Genomic DNA, 22958 nt, shown 5'->3' with positions numbered 1-22958 from the left:
TTGTGACAGCAGAGGTGCAGAGGAAAGTTATGAAAAAGATCACGGTTGAAGTCTATTCCGACTTTGTCTGTCCCTGGTGCTGGATAGCAAAGAAGCGGTTGGAGCAGGCAATCGGCGCTCTTCCGAGCGACGTAGAGGTTGAAGTTGTACCCAGGGCCTACCGCTTGGCCAAAGGCATGCAGCCCATCGCATTCGAGAAGGCACTGGTGCTGAAGACAGGTAGCCAGGCTCGTGCACAGGTCTTCATGGAAGCTATTCAGGAAGTCGCCTCTCCTGAGGGCTTGGACTACCGCTTCGATGTGATGCGTTTCGGGGACACCAGTGCGGCGCATCAGTACGTGAAAGCCATTTCGAGTCCGACGCTACAGGCGAAATATGTAGAGCGACTCTACGCAGCTGGAACTACAGAGGGGCGCGACATTTTCGATGAGCGAACACTTAAAGATCTTGCAGCTGAAGTTGGTGCTGCTGACCTCTTTGGATTCGATTCTTCGGAAGCAGCGATTCTCAGCGATGAAGCAACCGTTAAGGGCCTTGGCACCGGCATCCCATTGTTCGTTGTCAATGGCAACCGCTATCTCTCAGGGGCCCAAGAGGTTGAGGTGTTCTCCAAGGTGCTGAAATCAGCTGTTGAGGATCTTTCGAACGATGGAGAGAGCGTGAGTGGAGCAAGTTGCTCAATTTCTGGTTGCGAGAGCTGACCAGGCCATCGCCTTCACCTGTTTTTTAATTCTGAGTTTTTATCCACGATTTTGAGAGGAACTGAAAATGGACAAGCATCTCAACGGTATCGATGTCGCTGCTCTGCAAGCCTTTGCACAGGGCGTCGCTGAAGATCCAGCCAAGCGTCACGCACGCTTCAAAATCAACACCAAGTGGGAACATCAGACCCGCACCGTGGCGACCATTGACCGCTTCCACCTGAGCGGCACCGACTACCCACGAAACGTCCAGATCGCGGCTGATGAGCCACTGGAGCTGCTGGGTACCAACTCTGCCCCCAACCCGCAGGAGTTACTTATCTCTGGCCTGAACGCCTGCCTCTCAGTTGGCTATGTGGTGAACGCATCGGCCATGGGCATCACTATCCACAGTCTGGAAATCGAAACCAGTGGTGAGCTGGATCTGCGTGGCTTCCTGGGCCTGGACGAGAGCGTCAACCCAGGCTTCGACGAGATGAGCTACGTGGTGCGCATCCACACCGATGCACCTGCAGAAAAAGTGGAAGAGCTACACCGCATTGTCACCAAGACTTCCGTGAACCTCGCCAACTTCTCGAAGGCCATCCGCATGGTGCCCAAGCTGGAAGTTATCGCCGGCCAACCAGCCGCCTGATTCACGAAGTCGTTTGCAGAGGTAGATCATGAAAAAGCTGTTTACTCCTTACGACCTGGAAGGCCTCAAACTCGCCAACCGCGTTGTGATGGCCCCAATGACCCGTACCCGGACGGAAGACAATGTGCCGTCCGAGCTGACCGCGCTGTACTACGCGCAGCGGGCCTCGGCGGGCCTAATTATCACTGAAGGCCTGCCGATCTCCGACGAGGGGCGCGGTTACCTGTACACCCCCGGCATTTACACCGACGAGCAGACCCGCGCTTGGCGCGAGGTAACTGATGCCGTTCATGCTAAAGGCGGCAAGATCTTCGCCCAGCTGTGGCATGTAGGCCGGATGTCTCACGAATCGCTGCAGCCTGGCAACGCAGCGCCTGTTTCGGCAAGTGCCGAGCCTGCTGTGGGCACTACGGTTTACGCCTGGACTGCACCCGGTGTGGCTGGCCCGGTCGCACCGAGTGTCCCGCGTGCTTTAACTGTGGATGAGATCCACCGCGTGACCGAAGACTTCGTTGCCGCCGCACTGCGAGCAGTGGATGCGGGCTTCGATGGTGTGGAGCTCATGGCGGCTAACGCATTCCTGTTCGACCAGTTCCTGAGCAGCCAAATCAACACGCGTACCGATGAGTACGGCGGCTCGATTCAAAACCGACAGCGCTTCTTGCTGGAAACGGTCGACGCGATTGCTGATGCCATTGGCAGCTTCCGTGTCGGTGTTCGTATCTCGCCGTTTGGGCGCCTGTATGACCTTCGCCCGTACCCGGAAGAGGAAGCAACCTGGAACAGTGTTGCTGCCGAATTGAACGAGCGCGAATTGGCCTTCGTCCATCTGAACTACCAGCCAACACTGGACGCGGTTCCATTCCCGGATGGTTTCTACAAGCAGTTCCGCTCGCTCTACAAGGGCACGGTCATTGGTGCAGGTGGCTTTACCGCTGAGCTGGCAGAAGCGGAGCTGCAGAACGGCAATCACGATCTGATCGCCTTTGGCACCCCCTACATCGCCAACCCCGATCTGGTTGAGCGGATGCAAAACGGTTGGCCTCTGGCCCCCAGCGATCATTCCACGTTCTACGGTGTGATCGGGGCAAAAGGCTACACGGACTACGCGCCTTACCAGGCTTAATCAGGCGTATTGATCATCGCAATAACCCAATAACTGAAGGAGTATGTTATGCCATTGGTAACTGTGAAAGGCATCGAAGGTGTTTTCTCTACCGAGCAGAAGGCAGAGATCATCAGCAAGATCACCGACGCCATGGTCTCGGTTGAAGGCGAGAAAATGCGTGGTGTGACCTGGGTCATCTTTGAAGAAGTGAAGAGCGGTGAGTGGGGCATCGGTGGTGAGCTCATTACCACTGACAAAGTCAGAGCTATGCAAAACGCCTGACACCCTTCCGACGCTACATCGCAGCATCAGTGCAATGTGCCCTGGCGTTTACTCGCTCCAGGGCATTTTGCGTTTCAAGGGCTGAATTGCGATCAGGCCCTCGAGAGTTTTCGTAACGCCAGCTTCATGCCGTAGATGCCAAACAGCCAAGACTGAATTTTATTGAGCCTTGCTTGAAAACGGATCGTTTGTCACCCCCACGCCAGATCGAGACCATGACGTCACCCCAAACAATAACCAGAGGTGGTAATCGTGGAATCGGTACTCAAACTTGACCCAACCGCAGGCGGTAAGAAGCGCATTTCGATTTATCAGCCTGAACAGGAAGGGCTCATCTTCCCCGAGATCCCTGAGTTCAAGAACTTCGAAGAAGAGCGTCAGTACCGCAAGAAGCACTTGGTGGCAGCGTGCCGCGCATTCGCTGAGCACAGCCTCGATTACGGCTTTGCCGGTCACCTGACCGTCCGTGATCCAGAGTTTCCTGAGCTGTACTGGACGAACCCGATGGCCGTTCACTTCTCACAAGTCAAGATGTCCAACCTGATCCTGGCCGACCACAAGGGCAAAGTAGTTCAGGGTGATTACGCCATCAACCGTGCCGGTTTCGTGTTGCACGCTGCCGTCCACGAAGCGCATCCAGACATCGTTGCGATGTGCCACGCTCACACCATCTACGGTGGCGCATGGGCATCCACCGGGCGTCCGCTGCTGCCGATCACCCAAGATGCTGCCGTTTTCTTTGAAGACCACGTCGTCATCACAGCAGAGGCTGGTGCCGTTGCGGTGGAGACCAAGGCCGGTAACGCCGTCTGCGATTACTTCAAGGACGTGCGCGCTGCTATTCACCAAAACCACGGCCTGCTGACCGCGAGCCGTCACAGCATCGATGAAGCCGCATTCTGGTTCATTGCCCTGGAGCGTTGCTGCCAGCAGCAGTTGCTGATCGAAGCCTCTGGCATCACACCGAAACTGGTCTCGCCAGAGCGTTGCCGCTACAGCCGTGAAAACGTGGGCAGCCCCTTCATTGGCTGGCTGCACTTCCAGGCGCTGTACGACAAGATCGCGGCTGAGCAGCCTGACATGTTCTCGTAACGCCCTCTGGCGCTGTCCGTCCGGGCGGCGCCTCTTCCTTACCGCACAATAACAATGACTGGAGATAGGCAGATGCCTAATGCTCTTGATGCTGCCTGCGTCCCCGATTCGCGTTCCATTCCGGACGAGTCAAAGCTGTACGCGCGCTTAACCCTGCGACTGATTCCCTTTCTCTTTCTTTGCTACGTGTTCGCTTACCTGGATCGGGTGAACGTCGGCTTCGCCAAGTTGCAGATGCTCGACGAACTCAAGTTCAGCGAGACTGTGTACGGCCTTGGGGCCGGGATCTTCTTCTTCGGTTACTTCATCTTTGAGGTGCCGAGCAACATGATGCTGCACAAGATCGGCGCTCGTCGTTGGATCGCCCGCATCATGGTCAGCTGGGGTGTACTGTCAGCCTGTATGGTGTTCGTACAAACGCCCGCCATGTTCTACATGCTGAGATTCCTGCTGGGGGTTGCTGAGGCCGGATTCTTCCCCGGTATCATCCTTTACCTGACCTACTGGTTCCCGTCTTCCCGGCGCGGGAAAATCACTGCGATGTTCCTCACTGGCATCCCCATGGCGGGTGTGCTTGGCGGGCCACTCTCGGGGTGGATCATGTCGACCACTCACGGGTGGCATGGCTATTCAGCCTGGCAGTGGCTGTTCGCCCTCGAAGCAATACCTTCGATCATTGCCGGCTTCGTCGTCCTCTTCTACCTGCGTGACAATCCGGACGATGCCAAGTGGCTCACCACGGAAGAGAAAGCCGTCCTAAAGCGTAATCTTCAGGGAGAAGACCAGTCGCACCATGGACACTCTGCTTTCAGCGCCTTCACCAACCCCAAGGTGTGGCTGCTGAGTGCAGGTTACTTCGGCGTGATGATGGGCCTGAACGGCATCACCTTCTGGCTACCATCGCTGATCAAGAACTCGGGTATTCAGAGTGCGGCGGAAGTCTCGCTGCTGACCACTATCCCGTATGCCCTGGCGACGATTGCCATGGTCATGACCGGGCGGCATTCGGACAATGTGCTTGAGCGTCGCTGGCATGCGGCGGTGCCTGCGGTGATCGGCGCCTTGGGGTTGGTGCTCGCCACCACCACAGAGCAAAACCCCATGTTGACGGTGGCATTTCTCTCGGTGGGGGCCATGGGCGTGATGACTGCTATGAGCCAGTTTTGGTGCTATCCGCCTGCATTCCTAGGCGGTGTAGCGGCGGCGGCAGGGATCGCGATGATCAACTCCATCGGCAACTTGGCTGGGTTCATTAGCCCCTACTTGATCGGCTGGGTGAAAGACACCACTGGCTCTACCAGCATCGCGCTCTACTGCATCGCGGCTGCGCTGCTGTGTGCTGCGGTGGTCTGCCTGGCGATGCCCAAATCGGTGGTGAACCGCTAGCAATCGAGTATCGATGCCCGCCGAGCTATCATGGCTGATCAAGGCGGGCGCCGACCGATTGAATGAAGGCGGAAAGGCATGGGTTGGAGTTCTCCATGTTCCAGACCATCCCCAAGGTGATCTCGGGTGCGTTGGTAATTGGAATGAACCGAACCGAGTCTGGATTCGATTTCGACATGGACGTCGGAATGATCGAGACGCCAAGACCTTCACCAACCAGATTGACTATCGTCCCTTGCAGCTGGGTGTACATCCGCACGCGGGGTTCGAATCCACTGTCTCGACATAGTTTGAAGATTGTGTCGTGCAGGGCGGAGGCGGTATCGCGAGGGCTCAAGATGAAGGGCTCATCAGTAAGGTCTTGGACTGTTACCGACTTTTTGCCCGCCAGCGGATGATCAGCCGGTAATGCGATACTGAGGGACTCACGTTGCAATTCCCGAAATTGGTACGGTGGCTGAACCGTGGCTGTGAAGGTAAGCCCAATGTCGCATTCTCCCGTCTCTACCGCTTTCATCAGCGCACTCGGTATCAACTCGCTCAATTCCAGGTTCACACCAGGCGCGCTAGCGGCGTAGTCCTTGATCATCTTGGGTAGGCCTGACCAGGCGATCATGGACGTAAACGCGATACGCAACTCTCCCTTCTCGCCCCGAGCGACAGCTTGAGTGGAGCGAATCGCCGAGTCCATAGCCTGTATGACCAGCTGCGCGCTTCGTTGAAATTCGTAACCTGCTGAGGTGAGCTCCACCGACCGGGAGGTGCGAGCGAACAGCCGGCAGCCTAGCTGGGATTCAAGATCGGCAATCTGCCGACTCAGCGAGGGCTGCGCTACGTTTACCTGCGCTGATGCTTTGCCGTAGTGCAGGTGGTCGGCTAAGGCAAGAAAGTAGCGTAGATGGCGATGTTCGATCATTGATGCTCCAGAGGTATCGATTTACTACTTTATAGTCATTGGACTGCATTGGTCGGCGATTTTAATCTATACAGGCCTAAAATCCCCTCCAAACGTGGAAGTCATGTACACCGTCCTTGCAATCGTTTTGCCCATCTTTGCCCTCATCCTCGCAGGCTTCATCTGCCGCAAGACCAACCGACTCGGAGACCAGGCCGCCTCCGAGATCAACAAGATGGTGGTATGGCTCTGCCTACCCGCGCTGCTGTTCAAGGTGACCGCGACCGCGTCGTGGGCTGAAATTTGGCAGCCGGGCTTCATCATTTCCTTCGGTGCCGGCACGCTGGCCATTTTCGTCGCAACTTTGGTGTGGCGGTTGTGCACCGGCCATAGCCTTGCCACTTCAAGCATCGACGGCTTGAGCGCTGGTTATGCGAACACTGGCTACATCGGCATTCCGCTGTGTGCGATTGTATTCGGCCATCCAGGTCTTCAACCGGCGCTCATTTCGACGATCATCGTTGTGTGCCTGCTCTTCGCCATTGCGGTGATCTGCATCGAAATCGGCTTGCAGGAAGAGCGGCATCTCGGCCGAGCAGTAGGGGTCGTAGTGAAGGCGCTGTCCAAGAACCCTCTGGTGATTGCGCCCATCGCTGGGGCTGTCTGGGCGATGACAGGTATTCCGCTGGCTCACCCAGTCATGAGCTTCCTCGACATGCTCGCTACGGCTACCACGCCTTGTGCTCTCGTTTCGCTTGGCCTGTTCCTGGGCCAGAAAACGGTCAAGTCGACTGGAGGGAAGAGCAACCCTTGGCCGCTGGTCACCATCAAGCTCGTGGGACAGCCGCTGCTGACCTGGTTCCTGGCGTTCAAAGTCTTCGCGCTGCAGTCGATGTGGGCCAATTCCGCGCTGTTGCTCAGCGCCTTGCCCACCGGTACTGGGCCCTTCATGCTGGCTGAGTTCTATCGTCGGGAGGCAGGGCTTATCTCCCGCACCATCCTGATCTCTACCCTGGGTTCCCTGGCTACCCTAACCGGGCTGATGATCTGGATGAATACGGGTATTGCAGGGGCCTAGGGTTAGCCGTTGCTGCTGACAGTGGAGCGGTGAAGGGCGAGCATCAAGCTTCATGGATCTGGTTCATGATCCATTCCTTGAACCGCTCAATTTTGCGGCTCCCTTTCATCGAGCCACGGTAGCAGAGGAAATGCATCTCCCGCTGCAAGGGAGGCTGATGTCCATTCAGTACGACCAGAGAGCCTTGGCGCAACTCTGTCTCTGCCAGACGGGTGGACTCCAGGGCAATACCCAGCCCATCCGCTGCGGCGGAGAGGACGAGCGCGGCACGGTCGAACGACAAACCGCCCAAGTCTGCGCGTTCGGCAACCCCTTCATGGCGGAACCAGTCGCTCCAGCGCACTGGGCTCAGTTGGGAGTCGATAAGTGAGCCAGGCTTAAGCAGGTGCGGTTCGAGCGTCTGGGAAGCGTCGAAGAACTGCTTCGAGCTCATTGGGGCGATAGTCTCCAACCCCAGAGGTTCGGCAATCACGCCCACCCGCTGGATCGGCGCCCCGTAGGTGATCGCAATGTCGATCTCCTCGTGTCGGGTGAGCTCAGGCGGCGTGGCGCTGGAAGTGAGGCGGATATGAAGCGGATTGGGTTCACTGACGAGGCGAGCGAGGCGTGGTGAAAGCCATTTGGAAGCAAAGCTTGGCGAGCAATGAACGGCCAGGTGCAGTTGCTCGGCGCTCGGCATCCACATAGAAAGTGCAGACTCCAGGCCGTCGAGCGCGACGGTCAAGCGCTGGGCAAGCGCCCGCCCCTGGATCGTCAACTCCACCGAGCGAGGCTGACGTTTGAACAGCTCCATGCCCAGAGTGGCCTCCAGCTTTCTGACCTGGTGGCTAACTGCCGAGGCGGATAGATGGAGCTCATCGGCGGCGGCAACGAAGCTTTCCAGGCGCGCAGCAGCTTCAAATGCTTTGATTGCGGCGAAGTTAGGAATCTTTCTCATTATTATTAGGTTAGGCTAAATTTAATTCAACCTTGGGTGAAAAGCCTTCGTTTGTCAATCCATACGCCTAAAGTCAACTATGGGTCTCCAAAAACAATAAAAGATGAGGTTGGCACTATGGATCCCTTGCTGCGGATTGAACCAGCATCTAACGGAAAGCGCCGCATTTCGGTTTATCAACCTGAACAGCAGGGTCTGATCTTTCCGGAAATTCCCGACTTTAAAAGTTACGAAGAAGAGCGGCAGTATCGTAAGAAACATCTCGTTGCAGCCTGCCGTGCATTCGCGAAACACAGTCTCGATTACGGTTTCGCTGGTCACCTGACAGTACGCGACCCGGAATTCCCGGAGTTGTACTGGACGAACCCAATGGCCGTCCACTTCTCCCAGGTCAAGCTGTCCAATCTGATCCTCGCGGATCACGAGGGTAAGGTGGTACAGGGCACCTACGCGATCAACCGGGCCGGCTTCGTTCTGCACGCCGCCGTTCACGAAGCGCATCCTGACATCGTCGCCATGTGCCATGCCCATACGATCTATGGTGGGGCGTGGGCTGCAACCGGGCGACCACTTCCGCCTATCACCCAGGATGCGGCAGTTTTCTTTGAAGACCACGTCGTCATCACTGCAGAGGCCGGCGCCGTTGCAGTCGAGGCCAAGGCCGGCAAGTCGGTCAGCGAATACTTCAAGGATGTGCGTGCGGCCATTCACCAGAACCACGGCCTGCTCACCGCCAGCCGGCATAGCATCGACGAAGCCGCATTCTGGTTCATTGCGCTGGAGCGGTGCTGCCAGCAGCAACTGCTGATCGAAGCCAGCGGCATCACGCCGAAGCTGGTATCGCCTGAGCGCTGCCGTTACAGCCGTGAAAACGTGGGAAGCCCTTTCATTGGCTGGCTCCATTTCCAACCCATCTACGACCAACTCGTGGCAGAACAGCCGGACATGTTCTCCTGACCCTCCCTGCAGCAGCGCCGAACCTGGAAAGGCGCTGCTGCACAATTCGACGCCTACAACTACAAAATCATTCGGAGATTGGCATCATGTCTAATACTCTAGAGGCACCCTATGCCGTCCAGGATTCAGCAGCTGAGTCCCAATTGTATACCCGTGTGGCCTTGCGACTTATTCCGTTTCTCTTTATCTGCTATGTGTTTGCCTACCTTGATCGAGTGAATATTGGCTTCGCTAAACTTCAAATGTTAGATGAGTTGAAGTTCAGTGAAACAATTTATGGTCTGGGTGCCGGGATATTCTTTCTTGGTTATTTCATCTTTGAAGTTCCGAGCAACATCATTCTGCACCGGGTAGGTGCGAGACGCTGGATCGCCCGGATCATGATCAGCTGGGGCATCCTTTCGGCCAGCATGATCTTCGTTCAAACGCCGACGCAATTTTACGTGTTGCGCTTCCTGCTCGGGCTAGCAGAAGCTGGCTTCTTCCCCGGCATCATTCTGTATCTGACCTACTGGTTCCCGCCGTCCCGCAGGGGCAAGATCACCGCAATGTTCATGACCGGCATACCGATGGCGGGCGTCATTGGTGGCCCTCTGTCTGGATGGATCATGGCTTCTACGCATGGTTTGATGGGGCACTCGGCTTGGCAATGGCTGTTCTTCCTGGAGGCGCTGCCATCGATCATTGCAGGTGTCGTCGTGCTGTTCTATCTGCAGGACAAGATCGACGATGCCAAGTGGCTGTCTGCGAGCGAGAAAGAAACGCTGAAGCGTAACTTGGAGAAAGAGGGTGGGACGAAGGAAGTGCACTCGGTGTTCGGCGCATTCCGCAACAAGCGGGTATGGGTGCTGAGCTCAGGCTACTTCGGCTTCATGATGGGGCTATACGGTGTCAGCTTCTGGCTGCCATCGCTGATCAAAAGCTCGGGCATTCAGGAAGCCTCCACGGTGTCGCTGCTCACCACCATCCCTTATGCGTTCGCTACCGCAGCGATGATCTTCACCGGTCGTAGCGCTGACCGCAGCAAGGAGCGTCGTTGGCATGCCGCTGTGCCGGCAGTGCTCGGCGCGACAGGACTGGTGCTCAGCACCCTGACGTCGGGTAACCCTGCGGTTTCGCTTGTCTTCCTGTCGTTGGCAACCATGGGAATCATGACCGGGCTTTGCCAGTTCTGGTGCCTGCCTCCCGCATTTTTGGGTGGTGCTGCGGCTGCGGCGGGTATCGCCATGATCAACTCGGTCGGTAACCTGGCTGGCTTCATCAGCCCCTACATGATCGGCTGGGTGAAAGATGTCACCTCATCCACTGACCTGGCGCTGTACTGCATCGCAGGCTCGCTGATTTTCGCGGCGTTCATCTGCCTCATCATGCCGAAGTCCATCGTCAATCGATAACTACTTTGCCAAGGGCACCCGGTCGACGGGCGCCCTTTGTTATCCGTGGTTATTTGAGCGCAGCGTTGATAGCGGTTATGAGGTTTGTACAGCCTTCGATCTCATGTGGTGCCAGGTCAGATAAAGAGTGGTCGCGCGACCATTTGAGGAAGGCTTTTGCCAGCTTGTATTTGGAAAAGTCCTTGCCGATTGTTCTCTGGAAAACGTCAATGATGGGTTTGTCGGAAGCTTTAGCCAAGGCACTGTCAATGTCCCAATTGAGGTCGGTTTTAGCGACCGCTGGCAATGTCTCTCGCAATAAGTCCTCGATCTCTGCATGTTCGATCTTGGGTACTGCGTAGTCTGACGTTCGGAGAATCCTTTTACTGCCAAGGCGATGTACCAACGTTTCCTGACGGGCAGCCTGATCCCCCGCATTGTCTGAATCGAGCAGCGCCGCCACTTTAAGGTTATGTGAGGTTAGGATGGTTGCGAAGTATACGATCTTGCTCGCGGTATTAGCTGGCACTAGCGAGATCTTGTCATGCAGAGCCGCTTTTCCGCCCTCCTTGAGCAGATTGGCAATCGCTTCGACGTACCAGTAATCTGTGAGCCCCTCAAGAATTAGGTTCCTTTGGCTAGCAAAAAGACTTTGAGCTAAGTCATAACCTAGCGCTTCTTGTAGCGGCAGCAGGGCCGCAGGATCGCTGGAGGAAACAGTTGTGTGAACCTGAGTGCCGACAGCTCTATCTGTCAGCTCTACCACTCTTACTAAGTCGAGTTCGTCCGGGCCAACCAGGAACGGGGAGTGAGTTGAGTATATCGTCTGGTTTTCATCGGCGAGCAACGAAATGGTTTTTCTAAATTCTCTCTGTTTCAGCGCATGAAGGCTCACGCCAGGCTCGTCCAAGAGTAGGACGGTGTTCTTGTGTTTACCCTTCGCTTCCGCAAAGAATACAATGAAGAACGAGACCAGCCATTGGAAGCCCTCGGAACGTTGGTCGAGCTCCACCTCTACTCCGATATTGTCCTCTACTACAACCTTCAGGTACTGGCCATCTGCATTCAGCTTAAGTCTACTGGCCTCGGCTTTTGTATCATCAGGATTCCATACCTTAACGATTTGCTGGGTCAGTTCTACGCTCGCGGCATTCAGTTCATACCCCCGCTGATCAAGTTTTGCCCGGTAAGCTTCAAGGTCAGTAGTGGTATGGCTGGGGTCAGATGCTTTGCCGAGGTCAGAGAGCTCTTGGGCTGTGAATCCAAGTAGCTTTAGCAAGCAGACATTGCCGTAGTCATAGGCTTCGTCATCTAAGTTATTGGTTTCCAGCCGTTTAGCTAGATTTCCCAGGTGGATGATCGGTTTAACGCGGAAGTAGTTGCTGTAAAGCACAAAAACTGGGCGGTTTTTCTGGAGGTGTAAGCGGAATTTGTTAATCTCTACATCATCATCCAGGGCGGTGACGATGCTTTCCCAGCGGGCAACCTCTTTTTCGTTGTCCTCATCTACGTAGGGTAGCATCTCGTCAAGCCACGGCTTCAAGATCTCGGCCACAGACCATAAGTACCTGAACTGAGACACGTTATTGATTAATTTGTTGAGTGCTTCTGTTCGGGCCTTAGGCGAGCCCTCTGCAATATCCCGATCCAGATGGGCAGCCAGCCGGAGCAGGTCATTCTTGATGTCTTTCAAATAGGGGGTGGCGACTCCAATTAAGCTGTGCCGCCAGCTATTGTCCAAGTACCTTGTGAAAGTGTAGCTGAGTGGCTGTCCTTTGATTTTTTCGGGGGCGTGATCTAATTCGGTCTTTTCCAATGCAAAGGTCGCTTTTACTACTTCGATGTTTTCGGCGCTTAGCTCGCCTCGACTAATCTGTGTGTAGTTTGCTCTTGGGTAGTCGCGAAGTGGATTAAATCCTTTAACACCCTCTGGTGCGTTGATTTGCTGGATCGCTTGTAGAATTGCAGTTTTACCTGCTTCGTTTGGGCCAACCAAAATCGTTTTTAACCGCTCGATCTCAAATTCGCCGGTATCGATAATGCTTCGATAATTCTGAACTCGTACCTTACTCAAACGCATGGTCAGTCCCTTTGCAACTCATGGATTTAGGTTTCCATGGACGATAGCCCAGTGCCATTAAAGATGGAAGGCCAAGATCATCAGTTTTAGGGACTCATTTTGTAAAATAAGCAGGCGTTGGATTCCCCAGATGGGAGACCATTCCACAACGGATCCGGTGTGCGGGCACAGCTATACAGACGGAGCGATTGCTATCGAGTAAAGCAGGTAGGAATGGCTGAAGCCGACAGGCCCGAGGACTGAGCTATAACTCAGTATTCGAACCCCTATAGACCCGTCATTAGAAAACCTACCTTGGTGCCCGAGAGCTTGGGCACCTTTGCAGTCATGCCATTAGTAGGTGGCTGAGGCGCTCAAGGAGGTTTTTTCTAGCATGGGTCGTGTGTACGTCGGTCAATTCGCCTGCGGCTACTACATCTCCGGCAGCAATAGCTTTCGCTATCGCCTCATGCTCGTTCCAAATCGCCTCACGCTGCTCTGATGACTGCAGCACAGCGCCCATGGCGCGGCGCAAGTGTACCCAGTAGACCTGGGCGCTTTGAGCTATCAGCGGATTGCCAGAAGCTTCGTAAATTGCCGTATGAAACGCCATGTCAGCATCAATCATTGCCTTGATATCTCTGCCCTGCGAGGCTTTGCGGCCTCGTTTGATCAACGTTTGATCCATCTGAAATTTCTGCTCTGCAGCCATTTTCGCTGCGAGGTTATCTAGTGCTCCTCGAATCTGGTAGAGGTTACGAATCGAGTCCGTCGTCAAGGGGGTCACCAGCAGGCCTCGCCCTGGAGCATCCTGAACAAGGCCATCCTTCTTGAGCAACCTCAGCGCCTGCAGCACAGGTGACCGGGAGATGTTCATCTGCTCGGCGATTTCTTCCTGCGTCAGGCGTGCGCCGGGTGCCAGCGAGCCGTCGCTGATGGCATCGAGCAGAGCCTTGTAAACCTCATCCACGTAGTCCGTGCGCGACTGGATACGCTTGAGCGTGCTTGTCATTGATAGACCTCGCCGAAGATCGGCTTTCCCCACTGAAAGCTGCATTGTCCACTTTCTCCCGTGTCATTCAAATTTTCCTTGACTCCCGTTCAGTGTAGGTCAAGACTGTGAACTCTGTATACAGAGTACAGAGCACGAAATCCCGAACACAAAAACAAGAAGGTCTGACTGACATGAAGCTGTTCTACGATAAAGATGCTGATTTGAGCCTGCTGCAGGGGCTCTGCGTGGCGATCATCGGCTATGGCGCTCAGGGGCATGCTCACGCCCAGAACCTCCGTGACAGTGGCATTGATGTCATCGTCGGTTTGCGTCAGGGTTCGGCGTCGTCGAAGAAGGCGCTGAATGCCGGTCTCGCGGTGAGCACTGTTGCTGAGGCCGTTGCCCAGGCAGACCTGGTCATGATGCTGATTCCTGATGAGCTGATCGCGGATGTCTACCGCAGCGACGTCGAGCCGCATCTGCGCCGCAACGCCACCCTGGCCTTCGCCCACGGTTTCAACATTCACTACGGTCAGGTAAAGCCTCGCGCCGACCTTGATGTGATCATGATCGCGCCTAAAGCGCCCGGTCACACCGTGCGTTCGACTTATCAAGCAGGCCATGGTGTCCCGGCACTGATCGCCGTGGAGCAGAACACCTCCGGCCATGCAGTCGAACTGGCCCTGGCCTACGCCTCTGCCATTGGTTGCGGCAAGGCCGGCATCATCGAAACCAACTTCCGCGAGGAGACCGAGACTGACCTCTTTGGTGAGCAAGCCGTGCTCTGCGGTGGCACCGTCGAGTTGATCAAGCTCGGTTTCGAAACATTGGTGGAAGGCGGCTATTCGCCTGAGCTCGCCTATTTCGAATGCCTGCACGAACTCAAGCTGATCGTCGACCTGATCTATGAAGGCGGCATCGGCAACATGAACTACAGCATCTCCAACAACGCCGAATTCGGCGAGTACGTCAGCGGGCCGAGGATCGTGCCGGCTGAGACCAAGGACAGAATGCGTGAACTGCTCACCAGTATTCAAAATGGCGAATACGCCAAGGACTTCATCCTGGAAAACAAGGCAGGCAATCCCACGCTCACTGCCCGGCGTAGCCTGCTGCAACGTCACCAGATCGAAGTGGTCGGTGAGCGCCTGCGCGGCATGATGCCGTGGATCCAGGCAGGCGCTCTGGTCGACAAAGCCATCAACTGATACCCCAAGGAACACAAGCAGTACCCGTAGCAACATTGCGTTCGAACAATATGTATACAGAGTACGAATACCGTATCCCGTATCTAACAATAAGCCTGAGGCAATGAAAATGACTGAGAAATTCGATAAGCATGATGATCAACGTGGTGCAGGCGGCAACGGCGCTGCCGTTCCCAAGAAGCTGATCGCTTACGGTGGCTACTACACCAACAACACTCCGAACCATGACCCAGAGCTGACCGAAACCGGCCCCGGCACGCCAGCTGGCGAGTACCTGCGTCGCTTCTGGCACCCGGTCTGCATGTCGTTGGAGCTCACCGATACGCCTCGCTTCCTGAAGATCATGGGCGAAGAGTTGGTGGCATTTCGCGACGGTAGCGGCCAAGTAGGTGTGCTGCATGCCCACTGCTGCCACCGTGGTGCTTCGCTGGAGTACGGTGCCATTCAGGAGAAGGGCATCAAGTGCTGCTATCACGGTATGGTCTTCGATGTGGATGGTGCCTGCCTCCATGTCCCGTTCCCTGCCGGCGAGGAAAAGGAAGGCGAGAAATATGCCTGCTCTATCCGCCAGGGTGCCTATAAGGCGTTCGAGCGTCACGGGTTGGTGTTCGCCTACATGGGCCCGCCTGATGAAGAGCCACCGTTCCCAGAATGGGAGCAGAATTTCACTGTGATGGAAGGCGACGAGCTGGTTCCATACAGCAACTTCCAGCACTGCAACTGGCTGCAGGTGCAGGACAACGCGGCTGACAACTTCCACCCCACGGCCCTGCACTCTGCGAAAAACGTTGTGGGCGGTCAGTTCCAGGGCACCACTTTCGACGAAGTCGGCGCCGCCTCGATGGAAGTCGCTCCGGACATGCAGTTCATCCCGGTTCACCAGGGTCGTAGTCTGGCTTGTGCCGGCGCTCGTCGCGTGAACGACGACCGCATGTTCCTGCGCATTCAGCACCAGGTGCTGCCGAACCTCAGCCTGCATGCCTACACGTCGGAAGACGGTTCGGCGAAGAAGCTGTTCAGCCGCTTCCACATCGTCCGCTGGACTGTCCCTGTGGATGACGAAAACTCCAAGATGATTGGTTGGCGCGTCATGGGCCCAGGCATCGACACCCGTGGCGTCGGTGACAAGAGCATGGTCGGGTACGAGACCATCGACTTCTTGGAAGGCCAGGTGGCCATGCGTCGTCCAGAGCGCTTCGGCAAATACAAGCTCGAAGACATTCCACCGATTCCGTCCAACCACCGTGAACGTCACAATTACAAGGAAGCTCAGTACGCTCCAGGGGACTACGAGGCCATCATCAGCCAACGTCCAATTGCGGTGCACTCGCTGGAGAACCCGACCAAGTTCGACGCCGGCCTGTATGCGTTCCGCAAAATGCTGCGCGATGGCATCCGTGGCACCAACCCGCAAGCTGCGGCAGCTGGTTTCGCCCAGTGGCTGCGTGACATGGGCGGTGAGCCGAACAGCTACTGCACCGGCAACGTGTTCAACATGCCCAGAGCCGCGACTCCGGAACAAGAGGTTATCAATCGCCGCAAGCTCGCAAGGGAGGCAGTGGCCATCCTCACCGAAGCTGACAAGCTCAAGGGCAAGGAGCGTGCGGATTTCGTCACGGCACGGTTCGAGCAGTTGGAACAGAGCTTCAAAGAACAATAAGAAGAAAGCGCGGGCCCTGGGCTACCTGGGGCTCCCGTGCCTTGGTGAGAGGTGATGACGATGACATCTTTAGCAAATCCCAACCCAGCGTTGCTGGAACTGTTGATCCGTCGCGTTACCCGCGAAGCCCAGGGGATCAACTCATACGAGCTCGTTGATCCGAATGGTGGTGCGCTTCCACCATTTACAGCCGGCTCACACATCGACATCCATCTGCCCAATGGAATGGTCAGGCAATATTCGCTGAGCAATTCGCCCGCCGAGCCTCATCGCTACGTGATTGGTGTACTGCGTGATGAGCGAGGGACTGGCGGCTCCATCGCGGTTCATCAGCTGCATGTCGGCGAAACCGTGAGGGTCAGTGTGCCGCGTAACAACTTCATGCTGAGCAAGGAAGCTCGCAAGTCCATCCTCTTGGCCGGTGGCATCGGCGTCACGCCCATGAAATCGATGATGCATGCACTGGAGTCGGCGAAGCAGGAGTATGAGCTCCACTACTGTTGCAAAGGCCCCGAATTCGCTGCGTTTTCAGAGGAGATGGAAGAGCTGATCGGGGAAGGAAAGGTCGTCCTTCATTTCGATGGCGGGGATCCCTCCAAGAGCTTCGACCTACAGTCATTCCTGAAAGACGCCCCCGAAGGTTGCCACGTGTATTACTGCGGGCCTGCAGGCTTCATGAACGCGTGCAAGGAAGCCGCTGCTCATTGGCCTGCTGGCACAGTTCACTTTGAGCACTTCAAGGCACCCGTGAAAGCACCTGAGCCGGCAAGCGCGGAGCAGAGCAATGGTTCGTTCGTCGCTCGCATAGCCAGCACTGGCGAAGAGATCGTCGTCCAGGCCCACGAGAATCTCGCGCAGGTGCTCCAGGATGCGGGTTACCCAGTCGAGACTTCATGCCAGTCGGGGCTGTGTGGCACCTGCAAGATTCGTTATCTGGAAGGAGAAGTCGACCATCAGGACTACATCCTCGACGACTCCGAAAAAGGTAGCTGTCTGACGGCGTGCGTTTCGCGTGCGAAGTCCAAGCTTCTCGTGCTCGACCTGTAGGCCTGGTGAAACACATGAACGTCACCAAGCTGGAAAGCTTTCTGGCGACTGTTGACCTGGGAACAGTGAGCGCCGCTGCGGCACAGCTCGGCATTGGTCAGCCGGCTGTCACCAAGCATCTGAACGCGCTGGAGGCAGAACTGGGCGTCGAGTTGTTCGTTAGTGCATCACGGCGAACGCTGCTCAGTCCTGCAGGCGCGAAAGTGTTATCCACAGCGCGAGTGATCGTCGCGGCAGTGGATTCGCTGCGAGCCGAGCTGGAAACGGCACGGAGCCATTAAAGGTTGCATATGGAACTTGGCCCCGGTGAGGTACTGCCGGGGCATTTTTTTGCCTTGCATCCATGGGTATGAACAACCCCGTTCAGCACGTTGTGCCTATTGTTCGCGACACCCACCCATCCTGTTGAATATCCAATCAACAAGCCTAGCTCGGCAGGTCTGGGTTGCCGCCTGTAGATGATTCCCGGTATGTCCGGCAGCCACAGTATGAGCGGTCTTGATGCTTTCACATATCGGTACTAATACTAAGATACTGCCGGAAGAGGGATGATCATGCAGACACGATTTGTTGTGGTTCCTGCTGTACCAGTGGAGAAAGAAATCTTCCCTCGTCGCACCGGCCTTCCCACCGCTCTTGGAGCAGGCTACGACCTTTACGATACCCATCAGAAAACTCGGCTCACCTGCAATTTCTCAACACGCGCCGAAGCTGATTACGAATGTTCCTGCAGAAACAATCAGCAGGCCGCGCGTGGTGCGAGCTATGCAGGGCATGGCTGAAACCATCACAGATCCCCTCAGAAAATCGCCCTGAATTTTCCTCAGCTTTCATGAGCTGACCAGGTGACGTTGACCAGGTGCCATCAAAACGCTTAACTGTACGCATATACAGTAAGGCGTTTTCGTCATGATCACTTTCCTTGGCTCGCTCAACCCCAGCACCACAGAGCTCCCTTTGTACTCATTTCAAGTGCCGGCAGGCTTTCCGTCTCCTGCTGCAGACCACATGGAGAAGCGGCTCTCCCTGGACGAGCTCTTCGACATTCGAGCCCCACACATCTACCTCGTCAGGGTTGAAGGCGACAGCATGATCGGTGCTGGAATCTACCCTGGAGATCTTGTGCTGGTCGACCGCTCCATACCGCCAGAGCCAGGCCACATCGTGATCGCTGCGGTGAACTGTGAGCCTCTGTGCAAGCGCCTTGCTCGAGAGGGCAGCCAAGTCGTGTTGCGTTCGGAGAACCCGCGCTATCCCTCCAAGTATTTGTTGGAGGGTGAAGAGCTCGAGATCTGGGGTGTGGTGACGTACAGCGTGCGCAGCCATGCCAAGCTCTGATCGCGTATTCGCCCTGATCGACTGCAACAGCTTTTACGCCAGCTGTGAGCGGGTGTTCCGGCTCGAACTGCGGCACAAGCCCGTCGTCGTTCTGAGCAACAACGACGGCTGTGTAATCGCTCGCTCAGCTGACGCCAAGCCCTGGATCAAAATGGGTGAGCCCTTTTTTCAGATCAAGGACAAGCTCCGCAAGCACGGTATCGTGGCGTGCTCGTCCAATTACCAGTTATACGGTGACATGTCCGAGCGCGTCATGACCGTCATCGAGTCCATGGTGCCGGCATCTGAGGTCTACAGCATCGACGAAGCCTTTGCCGATCTTACCAGCATGCCTGGAGATCTCGAGCTGCTTGGCAGGAAGATCCGAGCGGAGGTGTATCGTCGTACCGGCATACCGGTGGGTGTAGGCATCGCATCAACAAAGACCTTGGCCAAGCTGGCTAACCATGCGGCGAAACAATGGCAGAGCTACACGGGTGGCGTCGTCAATCTTCGTGACAAGATCAAGCGCGACTGGGTGCTCAAAAAGTGCGATGTGTCTGACGTCTGGGGTATTGGTCGACGTATGTCGGCGCACCTGGAGGCGATGGGCATCCGTACCGCCTGGGAGTTGGCCCATGCAGACGCCTGGACGCTGAGGAAGAAATTCAGTGTCGTGGTCGAAAAGACAGCCCGAGAACTCGCAGGCACCACGTGCTTGGATTTGGATGAACCGAACCCGCCTAAACAGGAAATCTGCTGCAGTCGAATGTTCGGCCAGCGACTGACAGACCTGGCTCCGATCCGGGAGGCTGTCTCCACATACGCATCACGTGCCGCTGAAAAATTGCGGGCCCAGAAGTCGATGTGCAAGCGCGTTCGGGTCAGCATCCGTACCGGCATGTTCAATCCAGACGAGGCGAAGTATGCGAACGGGGTGATTGTAGAGTTGCCGTATCCCACCGACGACACTCGTCTTCTCACCAAGGCAGCCCTAGAGGGTGTGGAGCGTGTTTATCGTGAAGGCTTCCGATACAGCAAGGCCGAGGTGCTGCTGCTCGACCTGAGCCAGCGTGGGGAGATCACAGGTGACCTCTTCACAGCCTCACAGCCTGAGGCGAGTGAAAAACTCATGGGTGTCCTGGACACCGTGAATGCCCGTTGGGGGCGCGGCACCATGCGCCTGGCAAGCGTGCCAATCAATCCTTCTTGGGGCATGCGGCGAGAAATGATGAGCCAGAGCTTCACCACCAAGATGGATGAGCTTTGGACGGTTTACTGTAAGTAGCGTTCACTGATGAGCGATGGTGCGTGGGCTATTCCAGGTCTTCAAAGGCGAAGCTCAGGGGCAAATGTTATGGGCGATTTGAAGAAGTCAGCACTTGGTCGAAGCAGGTTCCATGAGCTACAAAATGGGTATGAAAATGATCAAAAATCAACCAAAATACGATCTTATGAACTGATTTACCTTTTCGGAATACCGATTTATTCGTTTGTAACATATTGATTTTACTGATAAAAAATTAAAATTTGTTGATAATTTTGGGACACCTGTTTCTAGAAACACGTGTGAAGGAGGATCAGACTGCGGTCATCGATTAACTGAGGGCTGCAAAATGAACACCGTTAAAAAATTGCTGGACTCGCTGCATAAGCTTGCTGACCGCGCTGACAAACTGGTTCCTCTTGTCTTGTCGTTTGCCGTGCTTGCGGCTTTTGTTGTCATTGGTCTGTTGGGGGTGTCGAAATGAGGATGTTGCCTTGGGTGCGCACTCCAGCTGTTTGGCTGCGCGAAGGCGGACTGAAGAGTTTCGGCTGGAGCCATAATCCACCGTTCGTGGATCGACGGCCATCGCCTCGCTGCAGCTGTACATAGCGATGCTGACGCAGCAGCAAGAGGTATGGAGGGACGATCAGCTTCAACTGGTATGCGAAGAGACTTACAACCGGCTTAGTGAGATTACTGGTTTGAGCCGGGCGCTCGTCGCCGAGGGAGTCGAGGGGTTAGTGCTCACAGAACGGATTCAGGTAGAGAAGGAGGGACGCAACAATCGCTACATTTTCCCTGACTTCCAACCTGGTGGTAACTGGTGCAAGCTGCCAGCGCGAACCTTGTACAACACACGTTCGCGGCACATCGAGGCCTTCCAGCTTTTCCACAAGCGCACCAAGTGCGAGCTTGATGCCCTGAAGCTGTTCCTGTTCTACGCGGCGAACCGCGACAATTACTCGTTCCACAGCATGTGTTCGTTCGAAACGATAAACAAGAAAACTGGAGTGCCTGAGAAGCGGATCCCCGCTGCAAACGCCTTCCTCGTGAGCACCGGGCTGCTGATGAATATCGGCAAGGAGCAGACCGAGGAAGGAGGCCGCAAGAAGGAGTCGAACAAGTATTTCCTTCGTGGCAATCGCGAATTTTTCGTTGGCAGCAAAGTCGCCCCCGATAAGGTGCCAGCGACCGCATAGCGCGGTCGTCCGTCATCAAATCCTCACCAAGACCTGGTCGCCGGCATATGCCGGCTCCTGGTGCTGGACGTACATGACTCGGGGCGGGCGATCCGTGTCGGATTTGGGCTGGTCACCAGCCTGCAGCAGTGCCACGATGTAGGCGCTCAATACCGCAATGACCACATCCCGCACGATTCTTTTTAGATCAGTTTTCATCATTGGTTGCCCCCCTCCATTTTTCAGGGCAACCGTATTTAAACAGCAGATTTTCGGCAGATTTGGCAGGGTTTCCGATTTGTTTTTTGCGATAACCGTCGCTTCTGCATGCCCCGTCGTCGGCAGGGCGTAGACCCAGTTGCAGCTGGTATCGAGCCCAATTGCATCACTCAACCTGCCTGAGGATCATCTCCTGTAGAGAGCGATTCCCATTGCATATTTTGAGAGTGCTTTCCACTCGCTCAACGTAGTGTCCTTGAAGCTTGATCTGATGAACTGCATTCGGTGGGTGCGGAGATCTCTGTTGATATCGGTCTGGATCCAGAGCTTCTCGGTATCCAGCGCTTCATGCTGAAGGCTGCGAAGCATTGTGTTCAGTTGTCTCTGCTGGTACTTGATCCTGGTCAGTGGCACCTGCTCCCCGGTCTGAATCTCTCGCATATTCACGAGGTCATAGTCTTTGATATCAGCAATCCGCAGGTCATGCTTTTCGCGAATGCAGTAGCTCCAGACCACGTTCAGAACGCACAGGTTATGAAGAACGCTCTCGCTGACCTCGTGCTTGATGAAGTCGATTCTTTCCCAGTCCATGATCCATTTTGCTTGATCGTAAGCCCGGTCTAAATGCATGTTCTTCAACGAGCGCCAAGCCCGCTCTTCCCCAAATTGCGGGCCAGAAAAGCGATCCATCAGCCAAGCCCTGAACTCTTCCTCTCCGAGGTCGGCTGGGACGCGGTCGTCTCCAATTGCCTGTAGGCCTTCAATCAAGCGCTGCAGGTTCGAAACTGCGATTTCTTCATAGCGCTCCAGCTCCAGAAATTCCCAGTGATATCGATTGAGCATGCTCGACAACATCAGCTTTGCAGCAAGTGAGTCCTTGCTGGGTTCGACGCCCTTGAGGACAATCCGAACCGCTTCCTTGCTTTTAGCTGTGACCCGCTGGTGTCGCCATTTAGCTTCAGTCCGAGGGTCGAAGATAGGCACATGTGCCAACAGCTCATTAATATCTTCGTATCGGAATTTCCAGCACAGATCCAGGTGTTCCAGGGTTTCGCCGAGCTTGATGTTTGGCAGAGCACTCAGCATCGCCTCGCAGCTAGCTAGGAGGCCACCGTATTTCTCCTTCTCTTGCGGACGCAATTGATTCAGCAGCTCTACGAGGAAGCGCCTTCTTGCGTCGTTCAGCTCGGAAATATGATCAGCTGCGTCTCGCAGATATTGAGGTACAGGCTTGCCATCTTTGATGGCTCCATCCAGAAGTTTTCCAAGTGGGCCGATGTAGCTAGCCTGATCTTTGCCTGGTGTCACCTCTGGCGCAGCCAGTTGAAGCTGACCCGACCATTGCGGACGCAGGGCATACATGATCGTGCAAAGCTCCATGTACCGTCCGACTTCCTCGTCGTGGGTAGAGCGGTCATCTGCCGTCATGCTGTCAAGCCAGTTTTGATACGCTTGCTTGTCGAGGCCTAGGATTTCTTGGATGCTTTGAACTGCTCGATCTTTTCGAGCGAGATATCCTTGAGCAAGCCTCTCTTGTCCTTTGTCGCTCATCATCTTTCCCATATC

Annotated in this window: 24 protein-coding genes; 18 read left to right on the top strand and 6 right to left on the bottom strand. The window is 55.5% G+C overall.

Annotation, left to right across the window (positions count from 1 at the left end; genetic code table 11):
* The first annotated feature begins 29 nt into the window (after window positions 1-29).
* From AA0Z93_RS00755 to AA0Z93_RS00730, 6 genes are all read left to right on the top strand, one after another.
* Window positions 30-701 (top strand): DsbA family oxidoreductase, encoded by a 672-nt coding sequence (locus tag AA0Z93_RS00755; protein WP_039612627.1) that lies wholly within the window; start codon window positions 30-32, stop codon window positions 699-701.
* Between the two features lie 67 nt (window positions 702-768).
* Window positions 769-1335 carry an OsmC family protein gene (locus AA0Z93_RS00750; protein ID WP_046784311.1) on the top strand — a complete coding sequence of 189 codons (567 nt, stop codon included), beginning with the start codon at window positions 769-771 and terminating at the stop codon, window positions 1333-1335.
* Window positions 1336-1363: 28 nt separating this feature from the next.
* Entirely contained in the window at window positions 1364-2461 is a 1098-nt protein-coding gene (locus tag AA0Z93_RS00745; RefSeq protein WP_206405762.1) for an alkene reductase, read from the top strand.
* A gap of 48 nt (window positions 2462-2509) precedes the next feature.
* Window positions 2510-2725, top strand: a complete 216-nt coding sequence (locus AA0Z93_RS00740; protein ID WP_206405763.1) for a tautomerase family protein — start codon at window positions 2510-2512, stop codon at window positions 2723-2725.
* Window positions 2726-2977: 252 nt separating this feature from the next.
* On the top strand, window positions 2978-3817 hold the full coding sequence (locus AA0Z93_RS00735; RefSeq protein WP_009681448.1) for a class II aldolase/adducin family protein: 840 nt from the start codon (window positions 2978-2980) through the stop codon (window positions 3815-3817).
* A gap of 72 nt (window positions 3818-3889) precedes the next feature.
* A complete protein-coding gene (locus AA0Z93_RS00730) occupies window positions 3890-5203 on the top strand; it encodes an MFS transporter (protein ID WP_206405764.1) in 1314 nt (437 codons plus the stop codon).
* A 28-nt stretch (window positions 5204-5231) separates the two neighbouring features.
* On the opposite strand, the gene AA0Z93_RS00725 is transcribed toward AA0Z93_RS00730, so the two are convergent.
* Window positions 5232-6119, bottom strand: coding sequence for a LysR family transcriptional regulator (locus AA0Z93_RS00725; RefSeq protein WP_206405765.1), 888 nt, complete (start codon window positions 6117-6119; stop codon window positions 5232-5234).
* A 103-nt stretch (window positions 6120-6222) separates the two neighbouring features.
* Between AA0Z93_RS00725 and AA0Z93_RS00720 the strand changes: the two genes are divergently transcribed.
* Window positions 6223-7176 (top strand): AEC family transporter, encoded by a 954-nt coding sequence (locus tag AA0Z93_RS00720; protein ID WP_206405766.1) that lies wholly within the window; start codon window positions 6223-6225, stop codon window positions 7174-7176.
* Between the two features lie 43 nt (window positions 7177-7219).
* Here the strand turns inward: AA0Z93_RS00720 and AA0Z93_RS00715 are convergent, their stop codons facing one another.
* Window positions 7220-8113, bottom strand: a complete 894-nt coding sequence (locus AA0Z93_RS00715; protein WP_206405767.1) for a LysR substrate-binding domain-containing protein — start codon at window positions 8111-8113, stop codon at window positions 7220-7222.
* A 117-nt stretch (window positions 8114-8230) separates the two neighbouring features.
* On the opposite strand from AA0Z93_RS00715, the gene AA0Z93_RS00710 reads away from it, so the two are divergent.
* Window positions 8231-9070 (top strand): class II aldolase/adducin family protein, encoded by an 840-nt coding sequence (locus tag AA0Z93_RS00710; RefSeq protein WP_046784304.1) that lies wholly within the window; start codon window positions 8231-8233, stop codon window positions 9068-9070.
* An 86-nt stretch (window positions 9071-9156) separates the two neighbouring features.
* Window positions 9157-10464: an MFS transporter gene (locus AA0Z93_RS00705; protein WP_033690039.1), complete on the top strand. Its 1308-nt coding sequence runs from the start codon at window positions 9157-9159 to the stop codon at window positions 10462-10464.
* 49 nt (window positions 10465-10513) lie between these two features.
* On the opposite strand, the gene AA0Z93_RS00700 is transcribed toward AA0Z93_RS00705, so the two are convergent.
* Window positions 10514-12523 carry an AAA family ATPase gene (locus AA0Z93_RS00700; protein ID WP_301159090.1) on the bottom strand — a complete coding sequence of 670 codons (2010 nt, stop codon included), beginning with the start codon at window positions 12521-12523 and terminating at the stop codon, window positions 10514-10516.
* A gap of 325 nt (window positions 12524-12848) precedes the next feature.
* Complete coding sequence (locus AA0Z93_RS00695; RefSeq protein ID WP_033690048.1) at window positions 12849-13514, bottom strand: GntR family transcriptional regulator; 666 nt, start codon at window positions 13512-13514, stop codon at window positions 12849-12851.
* Between the two features lie 173 nt (window positions 13515-13687).
* Between AA0Z93_RS00695 and ilvC the strand changes: the two genes are divergently transcribed.
* The 9 genes from ilvC (at window position 13688) to AA0Z93_RS00650 (ending at window position 21194) form a co-directional block, all read left to right on the top strand.
* Entirely contained in the window at window positions 13688-14704 is a 1017-nt protein-coding gene (ilvC, locus tag AA0Z93_RS00690; protein ID WP_301159089.1) for a ketol-acid reductoisomerase, read from the top strand.
* Between the two features lie 109 nt (window positions 14705-14813).
* Entirely contained in the window at window positions 14814-16364 is a 1551-nt protein-coding gene (locus AA0Z93_RS00685) for a Rieske 2Fe-2S domain-containing protein (RefSeq protein ID WP_009681437.1), read from the top strand.
* Between the two features lie 54 nt (window positions 16365-16418).
* Window positions 16419-17411, top strand: a complete 993-nt coding sequence (locus AA0Z93_RS00680) for a PDR/VanB family oxidoreductase (protein WP_009681436.1) — start codon at window positions 16419-16421, stop codon at window positions 17409-17411.
* 14 nt (window positions 17412-17425) lie between these two features.
* A complete protein-coding gene (locus tag AA0Z93_RS00675) occupies window positions 17426-17692 on the top strand; it encodes a LysR family transcriptional regulator (RefSeq protein WP_021783614.1) in 267 nt (88 codons plus the stop codon).
* Window positions 17693-17959: 267 nt separating this feature from the next.
* A complete protein-coding gene (locus AA0Z93_RS00670; protein WP_301159088.1) occupies window positions 17960-18193 on the top strand; it encodes a hypothetical protein in 234 nt (77 codons plus the stop codon).
* Between the two features lie 127 nt (window positions 18194-18320).
* A complete protein-coding gene (locus tag AA0Z93_RS00665) occupies window positions 18321-18749 on the top strand; it encodes a LexA family protein (protein ID WP_301159087.1) in 429 nt (142 codons plus the stop codon).
* On the top strand, window positions 18736-20016 hold the full coding sequence (umuC, locus tag AA0Z93_RS00660) for a translesion error-prone DNA polymerase V subunit UmuC (protein WP_301159086.1): 1281 nt from the start codon (window positions 18736-18738) through the stop codon (window positions 20014-20016). The genes AA0Z93_RS00665 and umuC overlap by 14 nt, the downstream gene beginning before the upstream one ends.
* 328 nt (window positions 20017-20344) lie before the next feature.
* Window positions 20345-20479: a hypothetical protein gene (locus AA0Z93_RS00655; protein WP_281869234.1), complete on the top strand. Its 135-nt coding sequence runs from the start codon at window positions 20345-20347 to the stop codon at window positions 20477-20479.
* Window positions 20480-20606: 127 nt separating this feature from the next.
* Window positions 20607-21194, top strand: a complete 588-nt coding sequence (locus AA0Z93_RS00650; protein WP_413046820.1) for a DNA-binding protein — start codon at window positions 20607-20609, stop codon at window positions 21192-21194.
* A 15-nt stretch (window positions 21195-21209) separates the two neighbouring features.
* Here AA0Z93_RS00650 and AA0Z93_RS00645 read toward each other — a convergent pair whose 3' ends face one another.
* Window positions 21210-21566 (bottom strand): hypothetical protein, encoded by a 357-nt coding sequence (locus AA0Z93_RS00645; RefSeq protein ID WP_301159084.1) that lies wholly within the window; start codon window positions 21564-21566, stop codon window positions 21210-21212.
* Window positions 21567-21578: 12 nt separating this feature from the next.
* Entirely contained in the window at window positions 21579-22943 is a 1365-nt protein-coding gene (locus tag AA0Z93_RS00640; protein ID WP_301159083.1) for a hypothetical protein, read from the bottom strand.
* Between the last annotated feature and the right edge of the window lie 15 nt (window positions 22944-22958).

It is taken from the genome of Pseudomonas phoenicis (assembly GCF_047302395.1).
Taxonomy (GTDB): Bacteria; Pseudomonadota; Gammaproteobacteria; order Pseudomonadales; family Pseudomonadaceae; genus Aquipseudomonas.
This window is presented reverse-complemented; position numbering and strand designations above follow the sequence as displayed.

What these genes read in the sequence shown, in the direction of transcription:
- AA0Z93_RS00755 (WP_039612627.1), top strand. Translation starts at nt 30, where the DNA reads ATGAAAAAGATCACGGTTGAAGTCTATTCCGACTTTGTCTGTCCCTGG.
- AA0Z93_RS00750 (WP_046784311.1), top strand. Translation starts at nt 769, where the DNA reads ATGGACAAGCATCTCAACGGTATCGATGTCGCTGCTCTGCAAGCCTTT.
- AA0Z93_RS00745 (WP_206405762.1), top strand. Translation starts at nt 1,364, where the DNA reads ATGAAAAAGCTGTTTACTCCTTACGACCTGGAAGGCCTCAAACTCGCC.
- AA0Z93_RS00740 (WP_206405763.1), top strand. Translation starts at nt 2,510, where the DNA reads ATGCCATTGGTAACTGTGAAAGGCATCGAAGGTGTTTTCTCTACCGAG.
- AA0Z93_RS00730 (WP_206405764.1), top strand. Translation starts at nt 3,890, where the DNA reads ATGCCTAATGCTCTTGATGCTGCCTGCGTCCCCGATTCGCGTTCCATT.
- AA0Z93_RS00725 (WP_206405765.1), bottom strand. Translation starts at nt 6,119, where the DNA reads ATGATCGAACATCGCCATCTACGCTACTTTCTTGCCTTAGCCGACCAC.
- AA0Z93_RS00720 (WP_206405766.1), top strand. Translation starts at nt 6,223, where the DNA reads ATGTACACCGTCCTTGCAATCGTTTTGCCCATCTTTGCCCTCATCCTC.
- AA0Z93_RS00715 (WP_206405767.1), bottom strand. Translation starts at nt 8,113, where the DNA reads ATGAGAAAGATTCCTAACTTCGCCGCAATCAAAGCATTTGAAGCTGCT.
- AA0Z93_RS00710 (WP_046784304.1), top strand. Translation starts at nt 8,231, where the DNA reads ATGGATCCCTTGCTGCGGATTGAACCAGCATCTAACGGAAAGCGCCGC.
- AA0Z93_RS00705 (WP_033690039.1), top strand. Translation starts at nt 9,157, where the DNA reads ATGTCTAATACTCTAGAGGCACCCTATGCCGTCCAGGATTCAGCAGCT.
- AA0Z93_RS00700 (WP_301159090.1), bottom strand. Translation starts at nt 12,523, where the DNA reads ATGCGTTTGAGTAAGGTACGAGTTCAGAATTATCGAAGCATTATCGAT.
- AA0Z93_RS00695 (WP_033690048.1), bottom strand. Translation starts at nt 13,514, where the DNA reads ATGACAAGCACGCTCAAGCGTATCCAGTCGCGCACGGACTACGTGGAT.
- ilvC (WP_301159089.1), top strand. Translation starts at nt 13,688, where the DNA reads ATGAAGCTGTTCTACGATAAAGATGCTGATTTGAGCCTGCTGCAGGGG.
- AA0Z93_RS00685 (WP_009681437.1), top strand. Translation starts at nt 14,814, where the DNA reads ATGACTGAGAAATTCGATAAGCATGATGATCAACGTGGTGCAGGCGGC.
- AA0Z93_RS00680 (WP_009681436.1), top strand. Translation starts at nt 16,419, where the DNA reads ATGACGATGACATCTTTAGCAAATCCCAACCCAGCGTTGCTGGAACTG.
- AA0Z93_RS00675 (WP_021783614.1), top strand. Translation starts at nt 17,426, where the DNA reads ATGAACGTCACCAAGCTGGAAAGCTTTCTGGCGACTGTTGACCTGGGA.
- AA0Z93_RS00670 (WP_301159088.1), top strand. Translation starts at nt 17,960, where the DNA reads ATGATCATGCAGACACGATTTGTTGTGGTTCCTGCTGTACCAGTGGAG.
- AA0Z93_RS00665 (WP_301159087.1), top strand. Translation starts at nt 18,321, where the DNA reads ATGATCACTTTCCTTGGCTCGCTCAACCCCAGCACCACAGAGCTCCCT.
- umuC (WP_301159086.1), top strand. Translation starts at nt 18,736, where the DNA reads ATGCCAAGCTCTGATCGCGTATTCGCCCTGATCGACTGCAACAGCTTT.
- AA0Z93_RS00655 (WP_281869234.1), top strand. Translation starts at nt 20,345, where the DNA reads ATGAACACCGTTAAAAAATTGCTGGACTCGCTGCATAAGCTTGCTGAC.
- AA0Z93_RS00650 (WP_413046820.1), top strand. Translation starts at nt 20,607, where the DNA reads ATGCTGACGCAGCAGCAAGAGGTATGGAGGGACGATCAGCTTCAACTG.
- AA0Z93_RS00640 (WP_301159083.1), bottom strand. Translation starts at nt 22,943, where the DNA reads ATGAGCGACAAAGGACAAGAGAGGCTTGCTCAAGGATATCTCGCTCGA.